Source organism: Streptomyces sp. NPDC015127 (assembly GCF_043080095.1).
GTDB lineage: Bacteria > Actinomycetota > Actinomycetes > Streptomycetales > Streptomycetaceae > Streptomyces.
This window is the reverse complement of the sequence record NZ_JBIBVE010000008.1, coordinates 266,870-286,209: the sequence shown is the minus strand read 5'-3', so window position 1 is coordinate 286,209 and position 19,340 is coordinate 266,870. Positions and strand designations below refer to the sequence as shown.

The following is a 19,340-nucleotide window of genomic DNA, read 5'->3' as shown; positions in this document are numbered from 1 at the left end:
TACACGCAGAACAAGCCCCTCCGGTTCGAACCCTACGTCAACCTCTCGGTGACGGGAGGCCTGGCAGAGTGACGCGGATCCGGCAGCCGCGGGCGGATTCGGCCACGCCGATGTGGCCGCCGTGCAGGTCCACCGCCCAGCGGGCGATCGCGAGGCCCAGACCCGTACCGCCGTCGCTGCCCGGGCCGTGGGGCGAGGCGACCTGGCCCCGGTTGAACCGCTCGAAGACCCGGTGGCGGTCCTTCTCCGGGATGCCGGGCCCCTCGTCGACCACTTCCAGGTCCAGCGACTCCCGGCCCTGGCCGCGCCTGGCCCGTACCGTCACGCGGCCGTGCGGCGGCGAGTGCTTCACCGCGTTGTCGATGAGGTTCGCCACCACCTGGTGCAGCCGCTCGGCGTCCGCGTGCGCGGTCAGCTCCGGCGGGGACACGTCCAGGTGCAGGTGGACGTCGGTACGGGTGTGGTGGCCGGAGCCGGAGGCGAGGCCGCGCTGGGAGGACGCGAGATTCGCCTCCTTCAGCACTCCGGACAGATAGGGCCACACCTCGAACCGGCGGGCCTTGAGCGGCAGCACACCGTTGTCGAGCCGGGACAGGTCCAGCAGCGTCTCCACGAGCCGGCCGAGGCGCTCGGTCTGCTTCAGCGCCGTGCGCATCGTCTCCGGATCGGCGGCGGAGACCCCGTCGACCACGTTCTCCAGCACGGCGCGCAGCGCGGCGATCGGCGTGCGCAGCTCGTGCGAGACATTGGCGACCAGCTCCTTGCGGTGCCGGTCCACGGCCTCCAGGTCGTCGGCCATGCGATTGATCGTGGAGGCCAGGTCGCCCAGCTCGTCGCGGCGGTCGGCGCCGCGGACCCTGCGGGTGTAGTCGCCGTGCGAGATGCCCTTGGCGACCGTGTTCATCTCGTCCAGCGGCGCGGTCAGGCCGTGCGCCACGAACTGCGTGATCAGCAGGGTGGCGATGATCGTGAAGACGGTGATGAAGCGGATCTCGGTCTTGCTGTGGAAGGCCATCAGCATCAGACCGGTGGTGATGAAGACCGAGACGACGACGAGCGTACTGAGCTTGGTCTTGATCGAGACCGCGAGGGAGGCGGCGCCCTGCCGCCCGCGCACTCGGCCGCAGGGCCGCGGGGTCATGGCGTCGGCGTCTCCAGCGCGTACCCGACGCCGTGGACCGTGCGGATCCGCTCGGCCCCGATCTTCCGGCGGAGCGCCTTGATGTGGCTGTCGACGGTGCGGGTGCCGGAGGCGTCCGCCCAGTCCCACACCTCGGCCAGCAGCTGCTCGCGGGAGAGCACCGCGCGGGGGGTGTTCGCCAGGCACACCAGCAGGTCGAACTCCGTGGGTGTCAGATGCACGTCCTCCGCCCGCACGCGCACCCGGCGCTGGGCGTGGTCGATCTCCAGCTCGCCGAGGCGCAGAATGCCGCTACGGGGCGTGACGGCGGCGAGCGCGGCGCGTTCCACGCGGCGCAGCAGTACGTGCACCCGGGCGGCGAGCTCGCGCATCGAGAACGGCTTGGTCATGTAGTCGTCCGCGCCGACACCCAGACCGACGAGCATGTCGGTCTCGTCGTCACGGGCGGTGAGCATCAGCACCGGCACCGGCCGCTGGGCCTGGACCCGGCGGCACACCTCCAGGCCGTCGAAGCCGGGCAGCATCACGTCCAGGACCATCAGATCCGGCTGCCACGCCTCGGCCGCGTCCACGGCCGCGGGGCCGTCGAGGGCCGTCTGGACCAGGAAGCCCTCGGCCCGCAGCCGGGCGGCGATGGCGTCCACGATCGTGGCGTCGTCCTCGACGACCAGCACCCGGCGCTGGGCCCCGGGGGTGGCCGCGACCCCGTTGTGCGTGGTGTGTGTCTGCTCCATCGCCCCGCCCCTGTACCTGTTTCACCGCTAGCTGCACGTGGATCCGGATCGAGGTAGATCCCGTGTGTGTCCCAGCAGCGTAAGGGCATCGACGGGGTCCCGGCTACGCAGGGCGAACAGCGAGGTGGACCACGTCCGGTACGCCTCGGGCAAGGCGGATCTCTTCGGTTCTTACCCCGGTGAATCCGGCATTCCGCAACGCATCCTCGAATGCGGAGGAGGGCTGCGCGGACCACACGGCGAGTACGCCGCCGGGCCTCAACGCCCTTGCGCAGGCGGCGAGTCCGGCCTGGGAGTACAGCTCGCCGTTGTCCTCGGTGACCGTCCAATCGGGCCCGTTGTCGATGTCCAGACACAGTGCGTCGTACCGGTCGTCCGTGGTGCGCAGATGTGTCACGAGGTCCGTGTGAAGGATCACGCAGCGTGGATCGGCGAGGGCCTCGCCGGAGATCGCCGCGAGCGGCCCCGAGCGGTGCCAGTCGATGATCGCCTGCTCGCGCTCGACGACCGCGATCCGTCGCCAGCGCTCTCCGGCGGCGGCGTGCGCCAGGGAGAACCCGACCCCGAGTCCGCCGACGAGCACGCTCGGAGCGGCGTTCCCCGTCTCCAGGGTGTCGTACGCGGCGTCGACCAGCAGCCGCTCGGAACGCCCGTCGGAGGTGTCCATCAGGAAGCACCCGTTGGCGATGATCTCGTGCACGGCCGTGTCCCCCTCTCCGCGTCTGCGCAGCACGACCTCCCCGAAGGGCCCCTCGCGCCGGTCCAGGGTGACGGGGGCGTCGCTGACGGGGAACGGCATCGGGATGACCTCCGGGCGGCCGCGGGGTGACGGGCAGGGATCGACGCCATTTTGTCGGGCCGGCGGGGGGCGGGACAAACCTGTTCCGGAGCGCGGGGGCGTGGTCGGGCGGGGCCGCGGGCCGGGCCGGCGCCCCCGGCGACTCAGTCGGTGGCCTTTGCGTGGAAGAGGCTGACCAGTGGCGCCTGCACCTGCCAGCCCAGCGATTCGTACAGTGCCCGGCCGTCGGGGGTGCCGCCCAGCACGCCGGTCGTCGCGCCCTGCTCCAGCGCGGCGTTCTGGAGCGTGTGCATCACGAGCCTTCCCAGGCCCCGGCGGCGGTGCGCCGGGGCCGTCTCGATCTGGTCGGCGACGGCGGTGTCACCGGTGGGCGCGATCTGGCCGCGGGCGGCGAACGAGCCGTCACCGGCGACCACCAGGAGCCGGGTCACACCGCCGCGCGTCCAGCGCTTGAGCGTGTAGCCGTCCGGTACCGCGGGGGCCGGCATGCGCCGCAGCCGGGTCCGCATCAGCCAGCCGGGTTCGTCGACCTGCCAGTCGGGACCGGTCCAGGCGACGACGTCCTCGGGCTCGGCGAAGACCTTGAGCCACACGGTCGGTGCCGCGACCTCGGCGGCGACCTTGCGCACGGTGGCCTCGTCGTCGGCCGTCAGGACGTGCCGGGTGGCGTGCCCGACCTGGCCCACGTCGACCGTGAACCCCCATGGCCTGACCACGGGGTCGGCCGCGCCCCGGGACACGACCCAGCCGCGGACCCAGGCAGATGTAATGACTGAAGTCAGCATGGGGCTATTACACATGCTGGGCGGTGCAAGCGCCAGGGATTTCGCAAGCGCCAGGGATTCAAGGGGCCGCGTCTCCGGCATGCCCGTGTCGCAGCGCGAGAGGCCGATCGCTCAGAGCGAACAACGCGTGGGGAACATCCGGGGGCTCATGTGCATTGAGTCGGTACAGCTCAACTTGACTGCCTAAGGGGAGATCATGGCTGCCGATGTCACGGCTCACTCACCGCTTACTCTGCCCGTCCTGCCGCTGGACGACGAGGTCGTACTGCCCGGCATGGTCGTGCCGCTCGACCTGTCCGACACCGAAGTACGGGCCGCGGTCGAGGCCGCCCAGGCTGCCGCCCGTCCCTCCGGCAACAAGCCGAAGGTGCTGCTCGTTCCCCGCGTGGACGGCACGTACGCCGCGACCGGTGTGCTCGGCACGGTCGAGCAGGTCGGCCGGCTCTCCGACGGCGACCCCGGCGCGCTCATCCGCGGCGTCGGCCGCGTCCGTATCGGCGCAGGCACCACCGGTCCCGGCGCGGCCCTGTGGATCGAGGGCGCCGTGGTCGAGGAGACCGTTCCCGACCCGCTGCCCGGTGCCGTCACAGAGCTGGTCAAGGAGTACAAGGCACTCGCCACCGACTGGCTGAAGAAGCGCGGGGCCTGGCAGGTCGTCGACCGCGTGCAGCAGATCGAGGGCATCTCGCAGCTCGCCGACAACTCCGGGTACTCGCCGTTCCTGACCACCGCTCAGAAGATCGAGCTGCTGGAGACCACCGACCCGGTGGCCCGGCTCAAGCTCGCCACCCAGCAGCTGCGCGAGCACCTCGCCGAGCAGGACGTCGCCGAGTCCATCGCCAAGGACGTCCAGGAAGGCGTGGACAAGCAGCAGCGCGAGTTCCTGCTCCGCCGCCAGCTGGACGCCGTGCGCAAGGAGCTGCGCGAACTGGGCGGCCGGGAGGGCGAGGACGAGTCCGACGACTACCGCGCCCGCGTCGAGGCCGCCGACCTGCCCGAGAAGGTGCGCGAGGCCGCCCTCAAGGAGGTCGAGAAGCTGGAGCGCGCGAGCGACCAGTCGCCGGAGGGCTCCTGGATCCGCACCTGGCTCGACACCGTTCTCGAACTGCCGTGGAACGAGCGCACCGAGGACGCCTACGACATCCAGGGCGCCAAGGCGATTCTGGACGCCGAGCACGCCGGCCTCAAGGACGTGAAGGAGCGGATCACCGAGTACCTGGCGGTCCGCAAGCGGCGTGCCGAGCGCGGTCTCGGCGTCGTGGGCGGCCGCAGGGGCGGCGCGGTACTGGCCCTCGTCGGCCCGCCCGGCGTCGGCAAGACCTCGCTCGGCGAGTCCGTGGCGCACGCCATGGGCCGCACGTTCGTGCGCGTCGCGCTCGGCGGCGTACGGGACGAGGCGGAGATCCGCGGCCACCGGCGCACCTACGTCGGCGCCCTGCCCGGCCGTATCGTCCGCGCGATCAAGGAGGCCGGTTCCATGAACCCGGTCGTCCTGCTCGACGAGATCGACAAGGTCGGCTCCGACTTCCGCGGCGACCCGGCCGCGGCCCTGCTCGAAGTCCTCGACCCCGCGCAGAACCACACCTTCCGCGACCACTACCTGGAGGTCGAGCTCGACCTCAGCGACGTCGTCTTCCTCGCCACCGCCAACGTGCTGGAGGCCATCCCCGAGGCCCTGCTCGACCGGATGGAGCTCGTCAGACTCGACGGCTACACCGAGGACGAGAAGATCGTCATCGCCCGGGACCACCTCGTGCCGCGCCAGCTGGAGCGGGCGGGTCTGGAGACCGGCGAGGTGACGCTGGACGACTCGGCGCTGCGCAAGCTGGCGGGGGAGTACACCCGCGAGGCGGGCGTACGGAACCTGGAGCGGTCCATCGCGCGGCTGCTGCGCAAGGTGGCGGCCCAGCACGAAGTGGGCGACCGGGAGCTGCCGTTCACGGTCACCGACGATGAGCTGCGCGGGCTCGTCGGACGGCCGCACCACGTGCCCGAGTCCGCCCAGGACCCGGCCGAGCGCCGCACCGCGGTGCCCGGTGTGGCCACCGGACTGGCCGTCACCGGCGCGGGCGGCGACGTCCTGTTCGTCGAGGCGTCGCTCGCCGATCCGGAGACCGGCGCGGCGGGGCTGACGCTGACCGGTCAGCTCGGTGACGTGATGAAGGAGTCCGCGCAGATCGCGCTGAGCTTCCTGCGCTCGCACGGCGCCGAGCTCGAACTGCCGGTCGCCGACCTCAAGGACCGGGGCGTGCACATCCACTTCCCGGCGGGCGCGGTGCCCAAGGACGGGCCGAGCGCGGGCATCACGATGACCACGGCGCTCGCGTCGCTGCTCTCCGGACGCCAGGTGCGCACGGATGTGGCGATGACCGGCGAGGTGTCGCTGACCGGCCGGGTGCTGCCCATCGGCGGCGTGAAGCAGAAGCTGCTGGCGGCGCACCGCGCGGGCATCACGACCGTCGTGATCCCCAAGCGGAACGAGGCCGATCTGGACGACGTGCCGGCCGAGATCCTCGACAAGCTGGAGGTCCGTCCGGTCACGGACGTCCGGCAGGTGCTGGAGCTCGCGCTCTCCCCGGCCGAGCTGGCGGTGACGGCCGCGGCCTGACCGCACGGCCGCGGCGCCCCGCGGCCAGGCCGTACGGCGACGCGGCCGTGCCCGGACCGACGGCGGCAGAGCGGCGTACGGGCCCGGCGGTGGTGATCCACCGCCGGGCCTTTCCCGTTCCCGCCGTCCCGCACAATGGACGGATGACCTCCCTGAAGGCCGACTGCGCGAACTGCTTCGGGCTGTGCTGCGTGGCGCTGCCCTTCACCGCTTCCGCCGACTTCGCCGTGAACAAGGACGCCGGGACGCCGTGCGCCCATCTGCGGACCGACTTCGGCTGCGGCATCCACAGCCGGCTGCGCGCGAGCGGTTTCCCGGGATGCACCGTCTACGACTGCTTCGGCGCCGGCCAGCAGGTCTCGCAGGTCACCTACGGCGGTACGGACTGGCGGCAGGCGCCGGACACCGCGCAGCAGATGTTCCGGGTCTTCCCCGTCGTACGGCAGCTGCACGAACTGCTCTGGTACGTGGACGAGGCTTTGGGACTGGCAGCCGCACGCGAGGTGCACGCGGGACTGCGCCGGCAGAAGGAGACGATCGAGGGGCTGACCCGCCTCGCCCCCGACGCGCTGCTGAAGCTCGACGTCGCAGCCCACCGCCAGGAGGTGAACGCCCTGCTGCTGCGCACCAGCGAACTGGTCCGCGCGGGGGTCGGGCCGAGGAAGAAGGACCGCAGGGGCGCGGACCTGATGGGCGCCCGGCTGCGGGGCGCGGATCTGCGCGGGGTGAGTCTGCGCGGCGCGTATCTCATCGCCGCCGACCTCACCGGCGCCGATCTGCGGCAGGCCGACCTGATCGGTGCCGACCTGCGGGACGCGGACCTGTCGGGCGCGGACCTGACCGGCAGCATCTTCCTCACGCAGCCGCAGGTGAACGCGGCCCGCGGCGACGGCTCCACCCGCCTGCCGCAAGGGCTGACCCGCCCCGCGCACTGGTCGTGACGACCGGCGCGACGGGACGGGTCAGCGGGGAACGGCGGGTGAGGGACAAGGCGGTGACGGGCGAGGTGGGGACTCAGCCGTAGGCCAGCGCCTGGAGGCGGTCGTACGCGCCGTTGAACTTGTTGTGGTCACCGACGATCGGCCCGGACGACGTGTACTGCCACATCGTGTAGTAGCTCCAGCCGGCCGGCAGCGTCCCGGGCGTGGTGTTGTAGCGGGCGATCCACAGCGGGTTGGCGGAGGCGAAGCCGCCGTAGTTGCCGGTGCACTGGGTCCACCAGCTCGTCGCCGTGTAGATGACCGCGTCCCGACCGGTCCGGTACTTGTAGCGGTTCAGGAAGTCGCGGATCCAGGTGACCATCGCGGACTGCGACTTGCCGTAGCAGGCGGCGCCGTACGGGTTCCACTCGATGTCGAGCGCGCCCGGCAGGGTCTTGCCGTCGCGCGACCAGCCGCCGCCGTTGTTGACGAAGTAGTCCGCCTGCGCGGCTCCTGAGGCGGTGTTGGGGGTCGCGAAGTGGTACGAGCCCCGGATCATGCCGATGTTGTAGGAGCCGTTGTACTGCTGCGTGAAGTACGTGTTCTTGTAGTACGTGCCTTCCGTTGCCTTCACGTAGGCCCACTTGACGCCGCTGTTCCACAGGGCTGCCCAGTCGACGTTGCCCTGGTGGCTGGAGACGTCGACGCCTTCCGTCTGGACGGCGCGGGTGTCCGGGGGGAGGCCGCCCTGGCCGTCATGGGCGATCACGCCCATGCCCATGTGCGCGGAGCCCCGCTCGGGCTTGGGATCGGCCGTGGCGGAGCCCGGGGCGACGAGAAGGAGGGAGAGGACTGCGAGGAGAGTGCCGGCCGCGGCGAGTCGCCTGCGGCTGGTCGTTCCGGATCTGTGCACGGGCATAGCGTGCCTCCGAAGACCTCGGTGGGGGGATCTGACGATGTGTCGACATGTCGTGGCGGAGTTTGATGGTGTGGACATGCCATGAATGACGCTACGCACGTAGAACGCCCCGTGGAAGGGGGCCGGGTCGCCGCCGTTGGTCTATGCCTGCGAAATACTTGCCGAGCTGCGGCGACGCGAGCCGCCGGAGGAAACTTTCATCACCGAGAAAGCGTGCGAGGGGTGCTGACGTGCACGAAAGCGGTACGGCGAGTGAGGCCGACCCCAATGACAGAAGTGGTGTGGACCGCGAATTCCTCGCCCTGGAACGCGAGTTGTCGGTCTTCCTGCGCCGCGCCAGGGCCTCGTCAGGAGAGATGGCCCGCGAGGTCCACCCCGACCTGGAACCCGCCGCCTACGGGCTGCTCGTACGTCTGGAGGAGACCGGACAGCAGCGCGCCACCGAACTCGCCGCGTACTTCGGCGTCGGCAAGGCGACCATGAGCCGGCAGCTGCGGGCCCTGGAGGAACTCGGCCTGGTCACCCGCGAGCCCGACCCCGCGGACGGTCGCGCCTCCCTCGTACGGCTCACCCAGGAGGGCGTGGCGCGGTTCCGCCATGTGCGCGACGCCCGCCGCGACCGCTACCGGAGCAAACTGGCCGGCTGGGACCGGCGCGAAGTCGCCGAACTGGCCCGGCTCCTGCACCAGCTGAACACGCGCGCGGAGAGCTGAGCCGCCCCGAGGGGCCAACGCCCCGGGGTGGCTCACAGCTCGACGAAAGCCGCCGTGGCGTCGTCGTGGAGCTTCCAGCGGATCACGCCCGTACGCTGCCGTGCCGCCGTCTCCAGCGCCCGCACCCGGTCGATCAGCGCCTGGGCCCCCTCCTTGCGCAGCACGCCCACGCACGCGGCCCAGTCGCCCTCCGCGAACATGTCCACCCAGCGCGACGCGCCGTCCGTCAGCGCCGCCACCGCCCGTACGTCCCGGCGCGCCACCCGGCCCGTCACCGCCCGTTGCGCCACCGCGGGGTCGGCCGCCGCCGTGAAGAACCCGCCCTCGGCGTTGCGCAGGGCGTCGGCCGACGCGTGCGTGCGCAGCGACTCGCGGGGCAGCCGGTCGAGCCGGTCGTCCAGCACCGCGCGGACCGCGCCGTCGGCCGACTCCAGCAGCAGCGTCGAGTCGGATAGCACCAGGTACTCCACCTCGCCGGCCGCTCCGCCCCACCGGGCGAGGACCACCGTCGCCTGGGGTGTGCGCACGTGAGAAAGGTCACAGGTGTCCCGGTGGGCGTCCGCGGTGCGCCGGACCGCCTCCGACAGCACCCCCGTCAAAGGGAGATCGCGCCGTGAACCGGACAGTTCGACAAGGGCGCCGCCGAGCCGGGCGGTGAACCACGGAACGCCGTGCACGCATCCGCTGTCGCCCTGAGGCGGAGTCACTCCGTCCAGTACCACCAGCGTTCCGCCCTGTCCCGATGCGGGCAGAGCCACCGAGGCCCAGTCCTCGTTGAGGCGTTCCGGGGTGCCCGGGGCAGTGGCGAGTTCGATGCGCATGTCCCTCAGTCTGCACGACTCCCGCACGAAGCCCCGGCGCCGCACGGATTGGCCCGTACCAGCAGGTCAGAGGGGTTGCTTCGACCCAAATGGGCCGCTGTGCGAAGCTGCGGGCGCGCATCCTGCCAAAGGGCGGCGCCCAGGTCCAACCCACACGCCGGAAGCCGGGCGTTCCGGTGTTCGGGAAAGTTGTTCGCCAACTCCGGCATGTTGTTCACTCGTTCGGGTGGCGGAGCGGCCGATGCGCGCCTCCCTCCCAAAGGCACTGGAATGGTCGGAAGCCGTACCAGGGGTGGGGCTCTCGCGTGTGACCGGTCGTCATCTCTGCTTCATGGGTGGACGAGTCAAGCAAGATTGCGAGCACCGGTGCAGAAGAAGCGGCCTCGGGGCAAGGGCGGCAGGCCCACTGGAACGGCAGGCGAGCTCCAGGTCCCGGCCCCTGTGGCCTCCCTGCCCCAGCAGGGACAGGGCGAAACCGTCCGGACCCCCGCGTTTCCCGCGCCGTCCACCGGCCCCGAGCAGGACGACGTGACCCCCTCCGGACGCCCCGCGCGCGTGCGCAGCCGGCTCGTCGCCGCAGTGGCCGTCGTCGGCCTCGTCGTCGTCGGCGCCGGTGCCCCCGGCGTCCTGGCGACCTCCGCGGAACTGACCGAGTCCCAGCGCCTGGTGACCCTCGCAGAGCTCGACCGCCAGGCCGTCACCCTCGCCCACTCCCTCGCCGACGAACGCGACGAGGTCACCGCCTACGTCGCCGCCGGCCGCGACGGCGCGAAGGACGGCGGGGCCGAAGAGGGCGACGGCACGGGCCCGGACCGGCCCGCGCCCTCCGCGACCCTCAGCGCCCGCGTCGACCGCCAGATCGCCGAGATCCGCGCCGCCGTGCCCGACGACCACGCCGACCTGCGCCGCGCCCTCGCCTCGCTGCCCGGCGTCCGCCGCACCGCCCTCACCGGCAACGGCACCCCCCTGGAGGTGCACCGCGCCTACACCGCGGTCGTCGACCGGCTCCAGGCCCTCGCCGACGAACTCGCCGAGAAGACCCCGCCGCGCGCCGCCGAGGCCACCCTCCCCCTGAGCCTTCGGCCAGGAGGTGCCCCCATCTCGCTGCGCTCGCCCGCCGCGCTCGGCCACGCCGTGGAGCAGGCGTCCGCCACCCGCGGACTGCTGCTCGCCGCGCTGTCCGTGCCGCAGCCCGAGACCCGGCTGACGTACGACCCGGTCACCGGACTGCCCGTACAGACCGAGCCCGGCGCCACCGAGAGCGCTGCCGCCGCCGCCCGCGTCCGCAACGAGCTCACCGCCGCCGCCCAGCAGGCCCGCGTCCGCGAACTCGCCGCCCTCGCCGAGTTCGACCGGACCGCCGGCAAGAACGCCCGCGACGACCTGGCCGCCACCGTCACCGGCCCCGAGGTCAAGGCCGCCGAGAGCTACCTCGCCCGCCTCACCGACCAGCCCCGCCTCACCGCCTCCGAGCGCGGCACCGACCGGTCGGAGCTGGAGGCCGCGCTCACCGCCCGCATCGAGCAGATGCGCGGCGCCGAGACCGCCCTCGCCGCCGACCGGCTGGTGCGCATCGAGCACCTGCGCGACGACGACGTCACCGCGCTCGAAGTACGCATCGCGCTCCTCGGCGGACTGCTCGTCGTCACCATCGGCGTACTGGCCGCCGTCTCGCGCACGCTCACCCGCCCGCTCGCCGTCCTGCGCATCGGCGCCGCACGGCTCGCGGAGTCGCCCGAGACCGAGGAGCCGGTCCGCTTCACCGGCCGCAACGACGAGTTCGCCCAGGTCGTACGGTCCCTCAACAGCCTCCACGGCACGCTGCGCGACCTCGGCGCACGCGTCCAGCGCCTCGACGGCGAGCGCGGCGACCTCATCGGCTCACGCGAGTCGCTCGCCGCCGAGCTGGCCGAGGTCCGCACCGAACTCGGCGAGCGCGCCGCGGAGCTCGGCACCGAACTGGAGCGCCTGCGCCACACCGTCCACCACACCTTCGTCAACCTCTCGCTGCGCACCCTCGGCCTCGTCGAACGCCAGCTGGGCGTCATCGAGAAGCTGGAGGAGCGCGAGCAGGACCCCGAGCGGCTCGCCACCCTCTTCAAACTCGACCACATGGCCACGGTCATGCGCCGGCACAGCGAGAACCTGCTGGTCCTCGCGGGCGCCGAACACGGGCAGGGCCACGTCGGGCCCGTCCCGCTCGTCGACGTCCTGCGCGCCGCGGTCAGCGAGATCGAGCGCTACGACCGGGTCGTCATCCAGTCCCTGCCGCCGCACGCCCAGGTCGCCGGCTTCGCCGCCGACGACCTCAGCCACCTGGTCGCCGAACTGCTGGAGAACGCGACCTCGTTCTCCCCGCCGGACGCCCAGGTCGAGATGTCGGGCTGGCTGCTGGAGAGCGGCGAGGTGATGCTCTCCGTGCAGGACGCGGGCATCGGCATGACCGAGGCACGCATCGAAGAGGTCAACGCCCGGCTGAAGAACCCGGAGACGTACGAGACCCGGGCCGGCCGCGAGACCGAGGGCCTCGGCCTGCGGGTGGCGGCGCTGCTGGCCGCGCGCCACGGTGTACGGATCCAGCTGCGCGAGCACAAGCAGGGCGGGATCACGGCGGTGGTCGTCGTCCCGGCGGCGCTGCTGCCGGACGGCCCGCCGGCGACGGCGTCCCAGCACGCACCGGTCCCCGGCGCGGCCCCGACGCTGACCCTGCCGGGCTCGGCGGCGGAGGCCAACTCCAACACCCTCCCCGCGAGCCCCCGCCGCCCGTCGGCTCCGGACGAGGGCCGCCCGGCCGACCCCGACGACCACGCCGCGCCCGCGGCCGATGCGGCTGACGCCGACACTGCGCCCTCCGTGGACGGCCTGGCGGACTCGGACCCGTTCGCTGCCGATGCGGCCGACGCCGACCCGGCGTCCCGCGCGGACGTGGGCGCCGACCCCGAGACTTCGGCGCACGCGGAGCCGGTCGCGTCCGTGGACGATGCGGCTGACGCCGACACTGCGCCCGCCGTGGACGGCCTGGCGGACTCGGACCCGTTCGCTGCCGATGCGGCCGACGCCGACCCGGCGTCCCCCGCCGACGACCCCCTGCTTCCGCCCGACCCCTTCGTCGAGGCCGCCGAGCGGGCCGTGCGGGCCGCCGAGGAGGAGCGGGACGCGCACGAGCGGACCCTCGACGGCGGCGTCGACGAGGAGACGTTCACCATGCGGCTGCCTCAGCAGCAGCCCTCCGACGACGTCACCTGGGACCGGGTCACCGACAAGGGCCTGCCCAAGCGCACACCCAAGACCGTCGCACCGCCCACCGCGCCTGCCGGGCGCACCGGAAGCGTGGACGCCGAGGCACTGCGCCGCCGGCTCGGCGGCTTCCACCGGGCCGCGCAGGAAGGCCGCCGGGACGCCGAGGCCGAGATCGCCCGGAGCGGCGCTCCGCAGCAGGACACCGACACAGAGACGGGGGACACAGTCGAGGAGGCACGCAGTTGACTGCGACCGGCACATTCGGGCTGAGCAGGGAAGCCCGCAATCTGCAGTGGTTGTTGGGCAATCTCGTGGAGGAGGTGCCAGGAGTCCGCTCGGTGGCCGTCGTCTCGTCCGACGGGCTGCTCCTGCTCTCCTCCGACCCGGCCCAGAACACCGCCCCGACCGAGTCCCCGCGCCGTGACGGCCCCCGCGGCTCCAGCGCCGACCTCGCCACCATCGTCTCCGGCATCGGCAGCCTCACCATTGGCGCCGCCGCGCTGATGGACGGCGGCGGGGTCAAGCAGACCATGGTCGCCATGGACGAGGGCAGCGTCTTCGTGATGTCGATCAGCGACGGCTCCCTGCTCGGTGTGCACGCCGCCCCCGACTGCGACATGAGCATCGTGGCGTACCACATGGCCCTGTTCGTCGGCCGCGCCGGACACGTACTCACCCCCGAAGTCCGCAGCGAGCTGCGCAAATCGATGGAGAGCACCCGATGACAGCCGCCGCTTCGTCCTCCAAACTCCCCGTACGCGGCCAGGGACGCAGGCCCGCCCGCGTACGCCCGTACTCGCTCACCGGCGGCCGCACCCGCTTCGGTCACGTGCTGCTCGTCGAGACGTTCGTCGCCGCGCTGGAGGCCCCGCCCGAGCGGCGCGAGCTGCCCGGCGGCGACCTCTCGACGCGGGTGATGCCCGAGCTGCGGGCGATCGTCGAGCTGTGCCGCCGTATGCGTACCGTCGCCGAGATCTCGGCGCTGCTGAAGATGCCTCTGGGCGTCGTCCGGGTGCTTCTCAGCGACCTGGCCGACCAGGGAAAGATCCGTGTGTACGGGACCGGGCACGGCACCGGCCAGCCCGACCGCGCGCTGCTCGAAAGGGTTCTGAGTGGACTCCGCCGCCTCTGACACGCTCGTCGCCCGCCCGCCCGCCCCGCGGGACGAGGACGCGCCGAGCGCCGCCCCGGCCCCTGCGGACCCGGTCCCGGGCCCGCAGGACACCGTGCGGCCCGACGAGACCCTGCAGGCGTGGGAACTGGACACCACCCGCGCCCCCACCGCCACCAAGATCGTGGTCGCGGGCGGTTTCGGCGTGGGCAAGACGACCTTCGTCGGGTCGGTCTCGGAGATCACCCCGCTGCAGACCGAGGCACTGATGACCCGGGCCAGCGAGGACACCGACGACCTCACCGCCACGCCGGAGAAGACCACCACCACCGTGGCGATGGACTTCGGCCGCATCACCCTCGACGACGACCTGGTGCTCTACGTCTTCGGCACCCCCGGCCAGAAGCGCTTCTGGTTCATGTGGGACGACCTGGTGCGCGGTGCGATCGGCGCCGTCGTCATGGCCGACACCCGGCGGCTGCCGGACTGCTTCCCGGCGCTCGACTACTTCGAGAGCTGCGGGCTGCCCTACATCGTCGCGGTCAACCACTTCGAGGGAACGACCGCCTACGAGGCCGAGGACGTACGGGAGGCCCTCACCGTGCCGCCCCACGTGCCGGTGGTGATCATGGACGCCCGTAGGCGCGTCACGGTCATCGAGTCGCTGCTCGCGCTCGTCGCCCACGCCCTCGAAGCCACCCCCGAGTAGCCTCCCGAACCTCTACGGAGCACCCCTGTCATGCGGAAGATACTCATAGTCGGCGCCGGCCAGTCCGGACTGCAGCTCGCCCTCGGCCTCCAGTCGCAGGGCTACGAGGTCACCCTGATGTCCAACCGCACGGCGGACGAGATCCGATCCGGCCGGGTCATGTCCACGCAGTGCATGTTCCACACGGCCCTCCAGCACGAGCGGGACCTGGGCATCAACTTCTGGGAGACGCAGGCCCCGAAGATCGAGGGCCTCGGGGTCTCGGTCGCCGCGCCCGACGCGAGCCGCGCGGTCGACTGGGTCGGCAGGCTCGACGGCTACGCCCAGTCCGTCGACCAGCGCGTCAAGATGGCCGGCTGGATGGAGACGTTCGCCCAGCGCGGCGGGCAGCTCGTCATCCACGGCGCGGCCGTGTCCGACCTGGACTACTTCTCCCGCACCTACGACCTGGTGCTGGTCTCGGCCGGCAAGGGCGAACTGGTCTCCATGTTCGGCCGGGACGCCTCCCGCTCCCCGTACGGCGAGCCGCAGCGCGCGCTCGCCGTCGCCTACGTCCACGGCCTCGGCCCGCGCCCCGAGCACCCGGACTACGACGCGGTGCGCTGCAACCTGGTGCCGGGTGTCGGCGAGCTGTTCGTGATGCCGACCCTGACGACGTCGGGCCGCGCGGACATCCTCTTCTGGGAGGGCATCCCCGGCGGACCGCTCGACGTCTTCCAGGGCGTCAAGGACCCCTCGGAGCACCTCTCCCTGACGCTGGAGCTGATGGAGAAGTACACGCCCTGGGAGTACGCGCGGGCCACGAAGGTCGAGCTGACCGACGCGGCGGGCACGCTGGCCGGACGTTACGCGCCCACCGTGCGCAACCCGATCGGCCGCCTCCCCGGCGGCGGCCTGGTTCTCGGCGTCGCCGACGTCGTCGTGGCCAACGACCCGATCACGGGCCAGGGCTCCAACTCGGCGTCCAAGTGCGCGGCCTCGTATCTGGCCTCGATCACCGAGCACGGCGACAGGCCGTTCGACGAGGCGTGGATGCAGGCGACGTTCGACCGGTACTGGGAGACGGCGCAGCACGTCACCAAGTGGACCAACGCGATGCTGGGCGTCCCGCCGGAGCACGTGCTGAACCTGATCGGCGCGGCCGGGCAGCTCCAGCCGGTCGCGAACCGGTTCGCGAACGGGTTCAACGACCCGGCCGACTTCGAGAACTTCTTCTACGACCCGGAGAAGGCGGGCGCGTACCTGGCCTCCGTCTCCGGCGCCTGACGGCCCCCCGACCCGGGCGGTCACGCTGTCCGGGTCGTCACGGCGCCGGAGCCGGCGGCACGGTTTCGGCGTCGGTCTTGTCGTCGCTGTCCGTTCCTGCCGTCGCGCCGCCCGGCACGCGCGGCGGGGCCTGCGGCACGGTGGTCCCGAGAGCGGCGACGTCCTCGGGGGTCAGCGTCGCGAGCAGCGCCGCCGCCGACCTCAGGCGTGCGCTCGCCGTGGCCTGCGCGTGCTGCTGCCGGGCCGCCAGCACGAGCTCGGCGTCCAGGGCCGCGCGGGAGGCCGCGGCCAGCTCACGCGCGCGCCGCTCCCCGGCCTCCAGGCGGGCCATGGCCGCCAGCCGCCCGGTGGCGGCCCGCTCGATCAGATGGCCCTGGTCCAGCGCCTGTTCCACGTCGGGAGCGAGCAGCAGCCGCAGGTAGGCGGAGAGTTCGGAGGCGCCCTGGTACTGCTGCCGCGCGATCCGTCCGGCATCCCCGCGGCTCACGGCGAGCGCCCGGCTCACCGTGGCCAGTTCGCGGCCGAGCCGCGCGGTCTCGGCCCGCTGCGTCCTGAGCTCCCGCGCGGTGGACCGGTAGGTCTTCTCGGCCTCCGCGGCCTGACGGTACAACTGCTGAAGATGAGTCAGCACACCCTTCGCGCCCACGGGTGCCCCGGCGACTCCCGTCCGTCCGCCGCCTTTTACGAGCGCCTCGACGACCCCGTCCCCGAGGCCGCCGAGCACCCGGTCGACGGCGCTGCCCGGCTCGTCGCCAGGAGCCGCAGTGGCGGAGACGGCGCCGGTCGCCCCACCGGGTACGGGGTCGGCGGCGGCCGGTACCCCCGCGACAGCGGTGGCGCCGACGAGCGCCACCGTGCAGACCGTACGCAGCACCCTGCCTGACACACCATCACCTCCGCCTCGGGGGCGGCCGGTCCGCCCCACGGCGCGAGCATGCGACCCCGCCACCGTGCGGGCCCGCCGAGTGGTCGGGTCGGCGCAACGAGGTCACCCGTCGAGGCATCGTGCGCGCGTTGGGCGGCGTGGCGACGGGCGTAGGGGGTGCCCGTCAGTCCACGGCCAGGGCGTAGAACACCGATCCGCGGCGGACGAGGACCCGGCCCGGTCCGGCCGGCATCGCCGTGTAGCGCGGCGGGGCCTGGTCCTCGGCGTCCACGGCGCCCGCCTCCTGGAACTTCCACAGCCGCCGGCCGTCCCGCGCCGAGAAGGCGGTGACCTGCGCGGCATCGCCCGCCAGGACGGTGCGGCCGCTGGTGGTCACGGCCGTCGAGGGAATGTCACGCCACACCGGTGCCTGGGTGGAGCGGCGCCACAGCTGGCGCCCGGTCGCCGTGTCGACGGCGCACACCTGCTGGTAGCGGTTGGCGGCGTACAGGGTCGGGCCGTGGAGGGCGGCCGTGCCGAAGGCGAACACGCCGCTCTCGCCCCGCGCGTCGGCCGCGGCGACCCGCCACTGCCGCCTTCCGTCCGGCCCGGAGTACGCGTGCAGCTCGCCGCCGGACGCGGCGTACAGCCTGCCCGCAGCGTCACCGGTGACGGCGGCGGTGGGGGCCACCGCGCTGAGCGGTACGGACGGGAGCGGCTTGCCCGTGCCCCGGTCGAAACCGAAGAGCACGGTGCCGTTCCTGGCGGCCCTGCGCTGCGCGGGGGTGAGGGTGTGGCCGTCCTGCCGTACGAGCACGTCACCGGGGCGGGCGGCGACCAGCTGGTAGCGCGGGGTGTACGGCGCCTGTCCGGCGGGGACGCGGGCCCGCCACAGCTGCTTGCGCCCGGCGAGGTCGTAGGCGAGGACGTACGTCTCCTGTACGTCGACCTTCCGCTTGCGCTTGTCCACGGTCCTCTCGACCGTCTTGCGCACGTGGGCGGTGAACCAGACGGTGGGGCCGTCGGCCCCCATGACGTTCCCGATCGTGAGGCTCTCGCCCGACTGCGCCAGGGTCGCCTTGGCCACGCGGTGGCCGGTCCTGCCGTCCTCCGCCGACACCCACAGCAGGTCGTCGGCGGTGTCGACGAGACAGAACGTGGTGTCCACCGGCACGGGCCGGGAGGCGGACGCGGCCTCCGCGAGCTCCCAACGACGCCTGCCTGTGCGCAGGTCGATGCCGGTCATCCGCTCGCCGTCGGTCACCAGCAGCAGCCGGTCGCGCCACACGGTGGCCCCGACCGGCTGGTCCCCGGCCGCCGGGTGCGCGTACCGCCACAGCGGTTCGGGTGCGAGGCCCGCCATACGGCTCGGCCGTGGGGCAGGGGCGGGGGCGGCCGGGCCGGTCGTTTCCTCGCCGTCGCCGGCGAGTGCGGAGACCGCCCCGCCACCGACGACGAGCCCGGCGACCCCGGCCGCCGCCGCGACGAGCAGCCCGCGACGCGACGCGATGCGGGGGTCCTGGGCGGGTGCCGGGCTGACGGCAGGCGGAACGGGTACGGCGACCGGTGCGGCGGCGGGCAGGGCGACGGGCGCGGCGGCAGGTTCCCTCACGAGCAGGGGCGTGGTGTCCCGCCCGACCGCCGCTCCACGCCGCACGAGCACGGTGTCCCGATCCTCGACGAGCCCCATGCTGCTGACGCTGCCGGGACTCGCGCCCGGGCCACCCGGGGTAGCCGCCCCCGCAGCCTCCGCGTCTCCCGCGCCGGGGCCACCTGCGTCTCTCGCGCCCTCCGCCGCCTCCCCGGTAACCGCCGCGCTCGCGCGGCCCCCGTTCCCGTCCACCAGCGCCGCCGTCTCCGACTCCTGCGCGGCGAGTGCGGAGCGCAGCACCTCCGGGAGCCAGCCCGTGCGGGCCAGGGCGGCCGCGCCCTCCAGGGCGAGGCCGGCCGCGACCGTTCCGGCGGGGGGCCGTTTCTCGGGCGTCTTCGCCAGGCAGGACGCGACAGTCGCGCGCAAGTCCTCCGGCACACCGCCCAGTTCCGGTTCGCCGTGGGCGATCCGGTCCGCGTCCGCGAGCGGGGTCGTCCCCGTCGCCGCGTAGGCCAGCAGCTGGCCGAGGACGAACAGGTCCGACGCGGGGCCCGGCTGCGCGCCCGTGGCCTGTTCCGGCGTCAGATAGCCGAGTTTCACGGTGAGCTGACCGTCCGCGTCCGCCTCGGCGACGACCGCCGCGCCTAGCGCGCCGAGTGCCGTCACCCGTGGGCCGTCCGCCGCGAGCAGCACGGTGTCCGGCGACAGGCCGTGCAGGACAGTGCCGGTGGCGTGCACCCGGGACAGGGTCTCCGCGAGCGCGGCGCCCAGGATCCGCACCGCGCGCCCCGGCAGCGGGCCGGCGAGCGCGATCGCCTCCCGCAGGGTCAGCGCGGGGACGTACGCACTCGCCGTCCACAGCAGCGGACCGTCCACGTCCGACGCGATCGGCTGCACCCAGCCCCCGGCGAGCTGCTCCGTCCTGCGGGTCTCGTGCCGGAAGCGGCGCCGGAAGACACGCGAGGCGGCCAGCTCGGGCCGTACGAGCGCGACCACGGACGCCGCCCCGTCCGGACCGACGGCCAGAAAGCGGACGGAACTGGCCGATTCGCGCACGCGCGCCAGTGTGCGGTACGGGCCGATCCGGCCCGGGTCGTCCGGCTGCAGCGGCTCCATCG

Annotated in this window: 16 protein-coding genes; 8 read left to right on the top strand and 8 right to left on the bottom strand. The window is 73.1% G+C overall.

The window, feature by feature from the left end:
• Positions 1-37: 37 nt before the first annotated feature.
• From ACF08N_RS18225 to ACF08N_RS18210, 4 genes are all read right to left on the bottom strand, one after another.
• On the bottom strand, positions 38-1,141 hold the full coding sequence (locus tag ACF08N_RS18225; protein WP_392325625.1) for an ATP-binding protein: 1,104 nt from the start codon (positions 1,139-1,141) through the stop codon (positions 38-40).
• Positions 1,138-1,875 (bottom strand): response regulator transcription factor, encoded by a 738-nt coding sequence (locus ACF08N_RS18220; RefSeq protein WP_177147533.1) that lies wholly within the window; start codon positions 1,873-1,875, stop codon positions 1,138-1,140. Before ACF08N_RS18220 ends, ACF08N_RS18225 begins: the two co-directional genes overlap by 4 nt.
• A 103-nt stretch (positions 1,876-1,978) precedes the next feature.
• Positions 1,979-2,674: a spermidine synthase gene (locus ACF08N_RS18215; protein ID WP_392325624.1), complete on the bottom strand. Its 696-nt coding sequence runs from the start codon at positions 2,672-2,674 to the stop codon at positions 1,979-1,981.
• A 143-nt stretch (positions 2,675-2,817) separates the two neighbouring features.
• Entirely contained in the window at positions 2,818-3,459 is a 642-nt protein-coding gene (locus tag ACF08N_RS18210; RefSeq protein WP_392325623.1) for a GNAT family N-acetyltransferase, read from the bottom strand.
• A 196-nt stretch (positions 3,460-3,655) separates the two neighbouring features.
• On the opposite strand from ACF08N_RS18210, the gene lon reads away from it, so the two are divergent.
• Positions 3,656-6,067 (top strand): endopeptidase La, encoded by a 2,412-nt coding sequence (lon, locus tag ACF08N_RS18205; RefSeq protein WP_392325622.1) that lies wholly within the window; start codon positions 3,656-3,658, stop codon positions 6,065-6,067.
• 143 nt (positions 6,068-6,210) lie between these two features.
• Entirely contained in the window at positions 6,211-7,008 is a 798-nt protein-coding gene (locus ACF08N_RS18200) for a pentapeptide repeat-containing protein (RefSeq protein ID WP_392325621.1), read from the top strand.
• 73 nt (positions 7,009-7,081) lie between these two features.
• Here the strand turns inward: ACF08N_RS18200 and ACF08N_RS18195 are convergent, their stop codons facing one another.
• On the bottom strand, positions 7,082-7,906 hold the full coding sequence (locus ACF08N_RS18195) for a lysozyme (protein ID WP_392325620.1): 825 nt from the start codon (positions 7,904-7,906) through the stop codon (positions 7,082-7,084).
• A gap of 230 nt (positions 7,907-8,136) precedes the next feature.
• On the opposite strand from ACF08N_RS18195, the gene ACF08N_RS18190 reads away from it, so the two are divergent.
• On the top strand, positions 8,137-8,619 hold the full coding sequence (locus ACF08N_RS18190) for a MarR family winged helix-turn-helix transcriptional regulator (protein WP_392325619.1): 483 nt from the start codon (positions 8,137-8,139) through the stop codon (positions 8,617-8,619).
• A 32-nt stretch (positions 8,620-8,651) separates the two neighbouring features.
• Here the strand turns inward: ACF08N_RS18190 and ACF08N_RS18185 are convergent, their stop codons facing one another.
• Entirely contained in the window at positions 8,652-9,440 is a 789-nt protein-coding gene (locus ACF08N_RS18185) for a hypothetical protein (protein ID WP_392325618.1), read from the bottom strand.
• A 366-nt stretch (positions 9,441-9,806) separates the two neighbouring features.
• Between ACF08N_RS18185 and ACF08N_RS18180 the strand changes: the two genes are divergently transcribed.
• Genes ACF08N_RS18180 through ACF08N_RS18160 form a run of 5 tightly spaced genes read left to right on the top strand, consistent with a single transcriptional unit; the run spans position 9,807 to position 15,766 of the window.
• A complete protein-coding gene (locus ACF08N_RS18180) occupies positions 9,807-12,926 on the top strand; it encodes a nitrate- and nitrite sensing domain-containing protein (RefSeq protein WP_392325617.1) in 3,120 nt (1,039 codons plus the stop codon).
• Positions 12,923-13,405: a roadblock/LC7 domain-containing protein gene (locus ACF08N_RS18175; RefSeq protein ID WP_392325616.1), complete on the top strand. Its 483-nt coding sequence runs from the start codon at positions 12,923-12,925 to the stop codon at positions 13,403-13,405. Before ACF08N_RS18180 ends, ACF08N_RS18175 begins: the two co-directional genes overlap by 4 nt.
• Complete coding sequence (locus tag ACF08N_RS18170; protein WP_177147545.1) at positions 13,402-13,812, top strand: DUF742 domain-containing protein; 411 nt, start codon at positions 13,402-13,404, stop codon at positions 13,810-13,812. The genes ACF08N_RS18175 and ACF08N_RS18170 overlap by 4 nt, the downstream gene beginning before the upstream one ends.
• Positions 13,793-14,500, top strand: coding sequence for an ATP/GTP-binding protein (locus ACF08N_RS18165; RefSeq protein ID WP_392325615.1), 708 nt, complete (start codon positions 13,793-13,795; stop codon positions 14,498-14,500). Before ACF08N_RS18170 ends, ACF08N_RS18165 begins: the two co-directional genes overlap by 20 nt.
• Positions 14,501-14,530: 30 nt before the next feature.
• A complete protein-coding gene (locus ACF08N_RS18160; RefSeq protein WP_392325614.1) occupies positions 14,531-15,766 on the top strand; it encodes a styrene monooxygenase/indole monooxygenase family protein in 1,236 nt (411 codons plus the stop codon).
• 37 nt (positions 15,767-15,803) lie between these two features.
• Here ACF08N_RS18160 and ACF08N_RS18155 read toward each other — a convergent pair whose 3' ends face one another.
• Together ACF08N_RS18155 and ACF08N_RS18150 are read right to left on the bottom strand one after the other, a co-directional pair.
• Complete coding sequence (locus ACF08N_RS18155) at positions 15,804-16,652, bottom strand: hypothetical protein (RefSeq protein WP_392325613.1); 849 nt, start codon at positions 16,650-16,652, stop codon at positions 15,804-15,806.
• Positions 16,653-16,815: 163 nt separating this feature from the next.
• Positions 16,816-19,338 carry a PQQ-binding-like beta-propeller repeat protein gene (locus tag ACF08N_RS18150; RefSeq protein WP_392325612.1) on the bottom strand — a complete coding sequence of 841 codons (2,523 nt, stop codon included), beginning with the start codon at positions 19,336-19,338 and terminating at the stop codon, positions 16,816-16,818.
• Between the last annotated feature and the right edge of the window lie 2 nt (positions 19,339-19,340).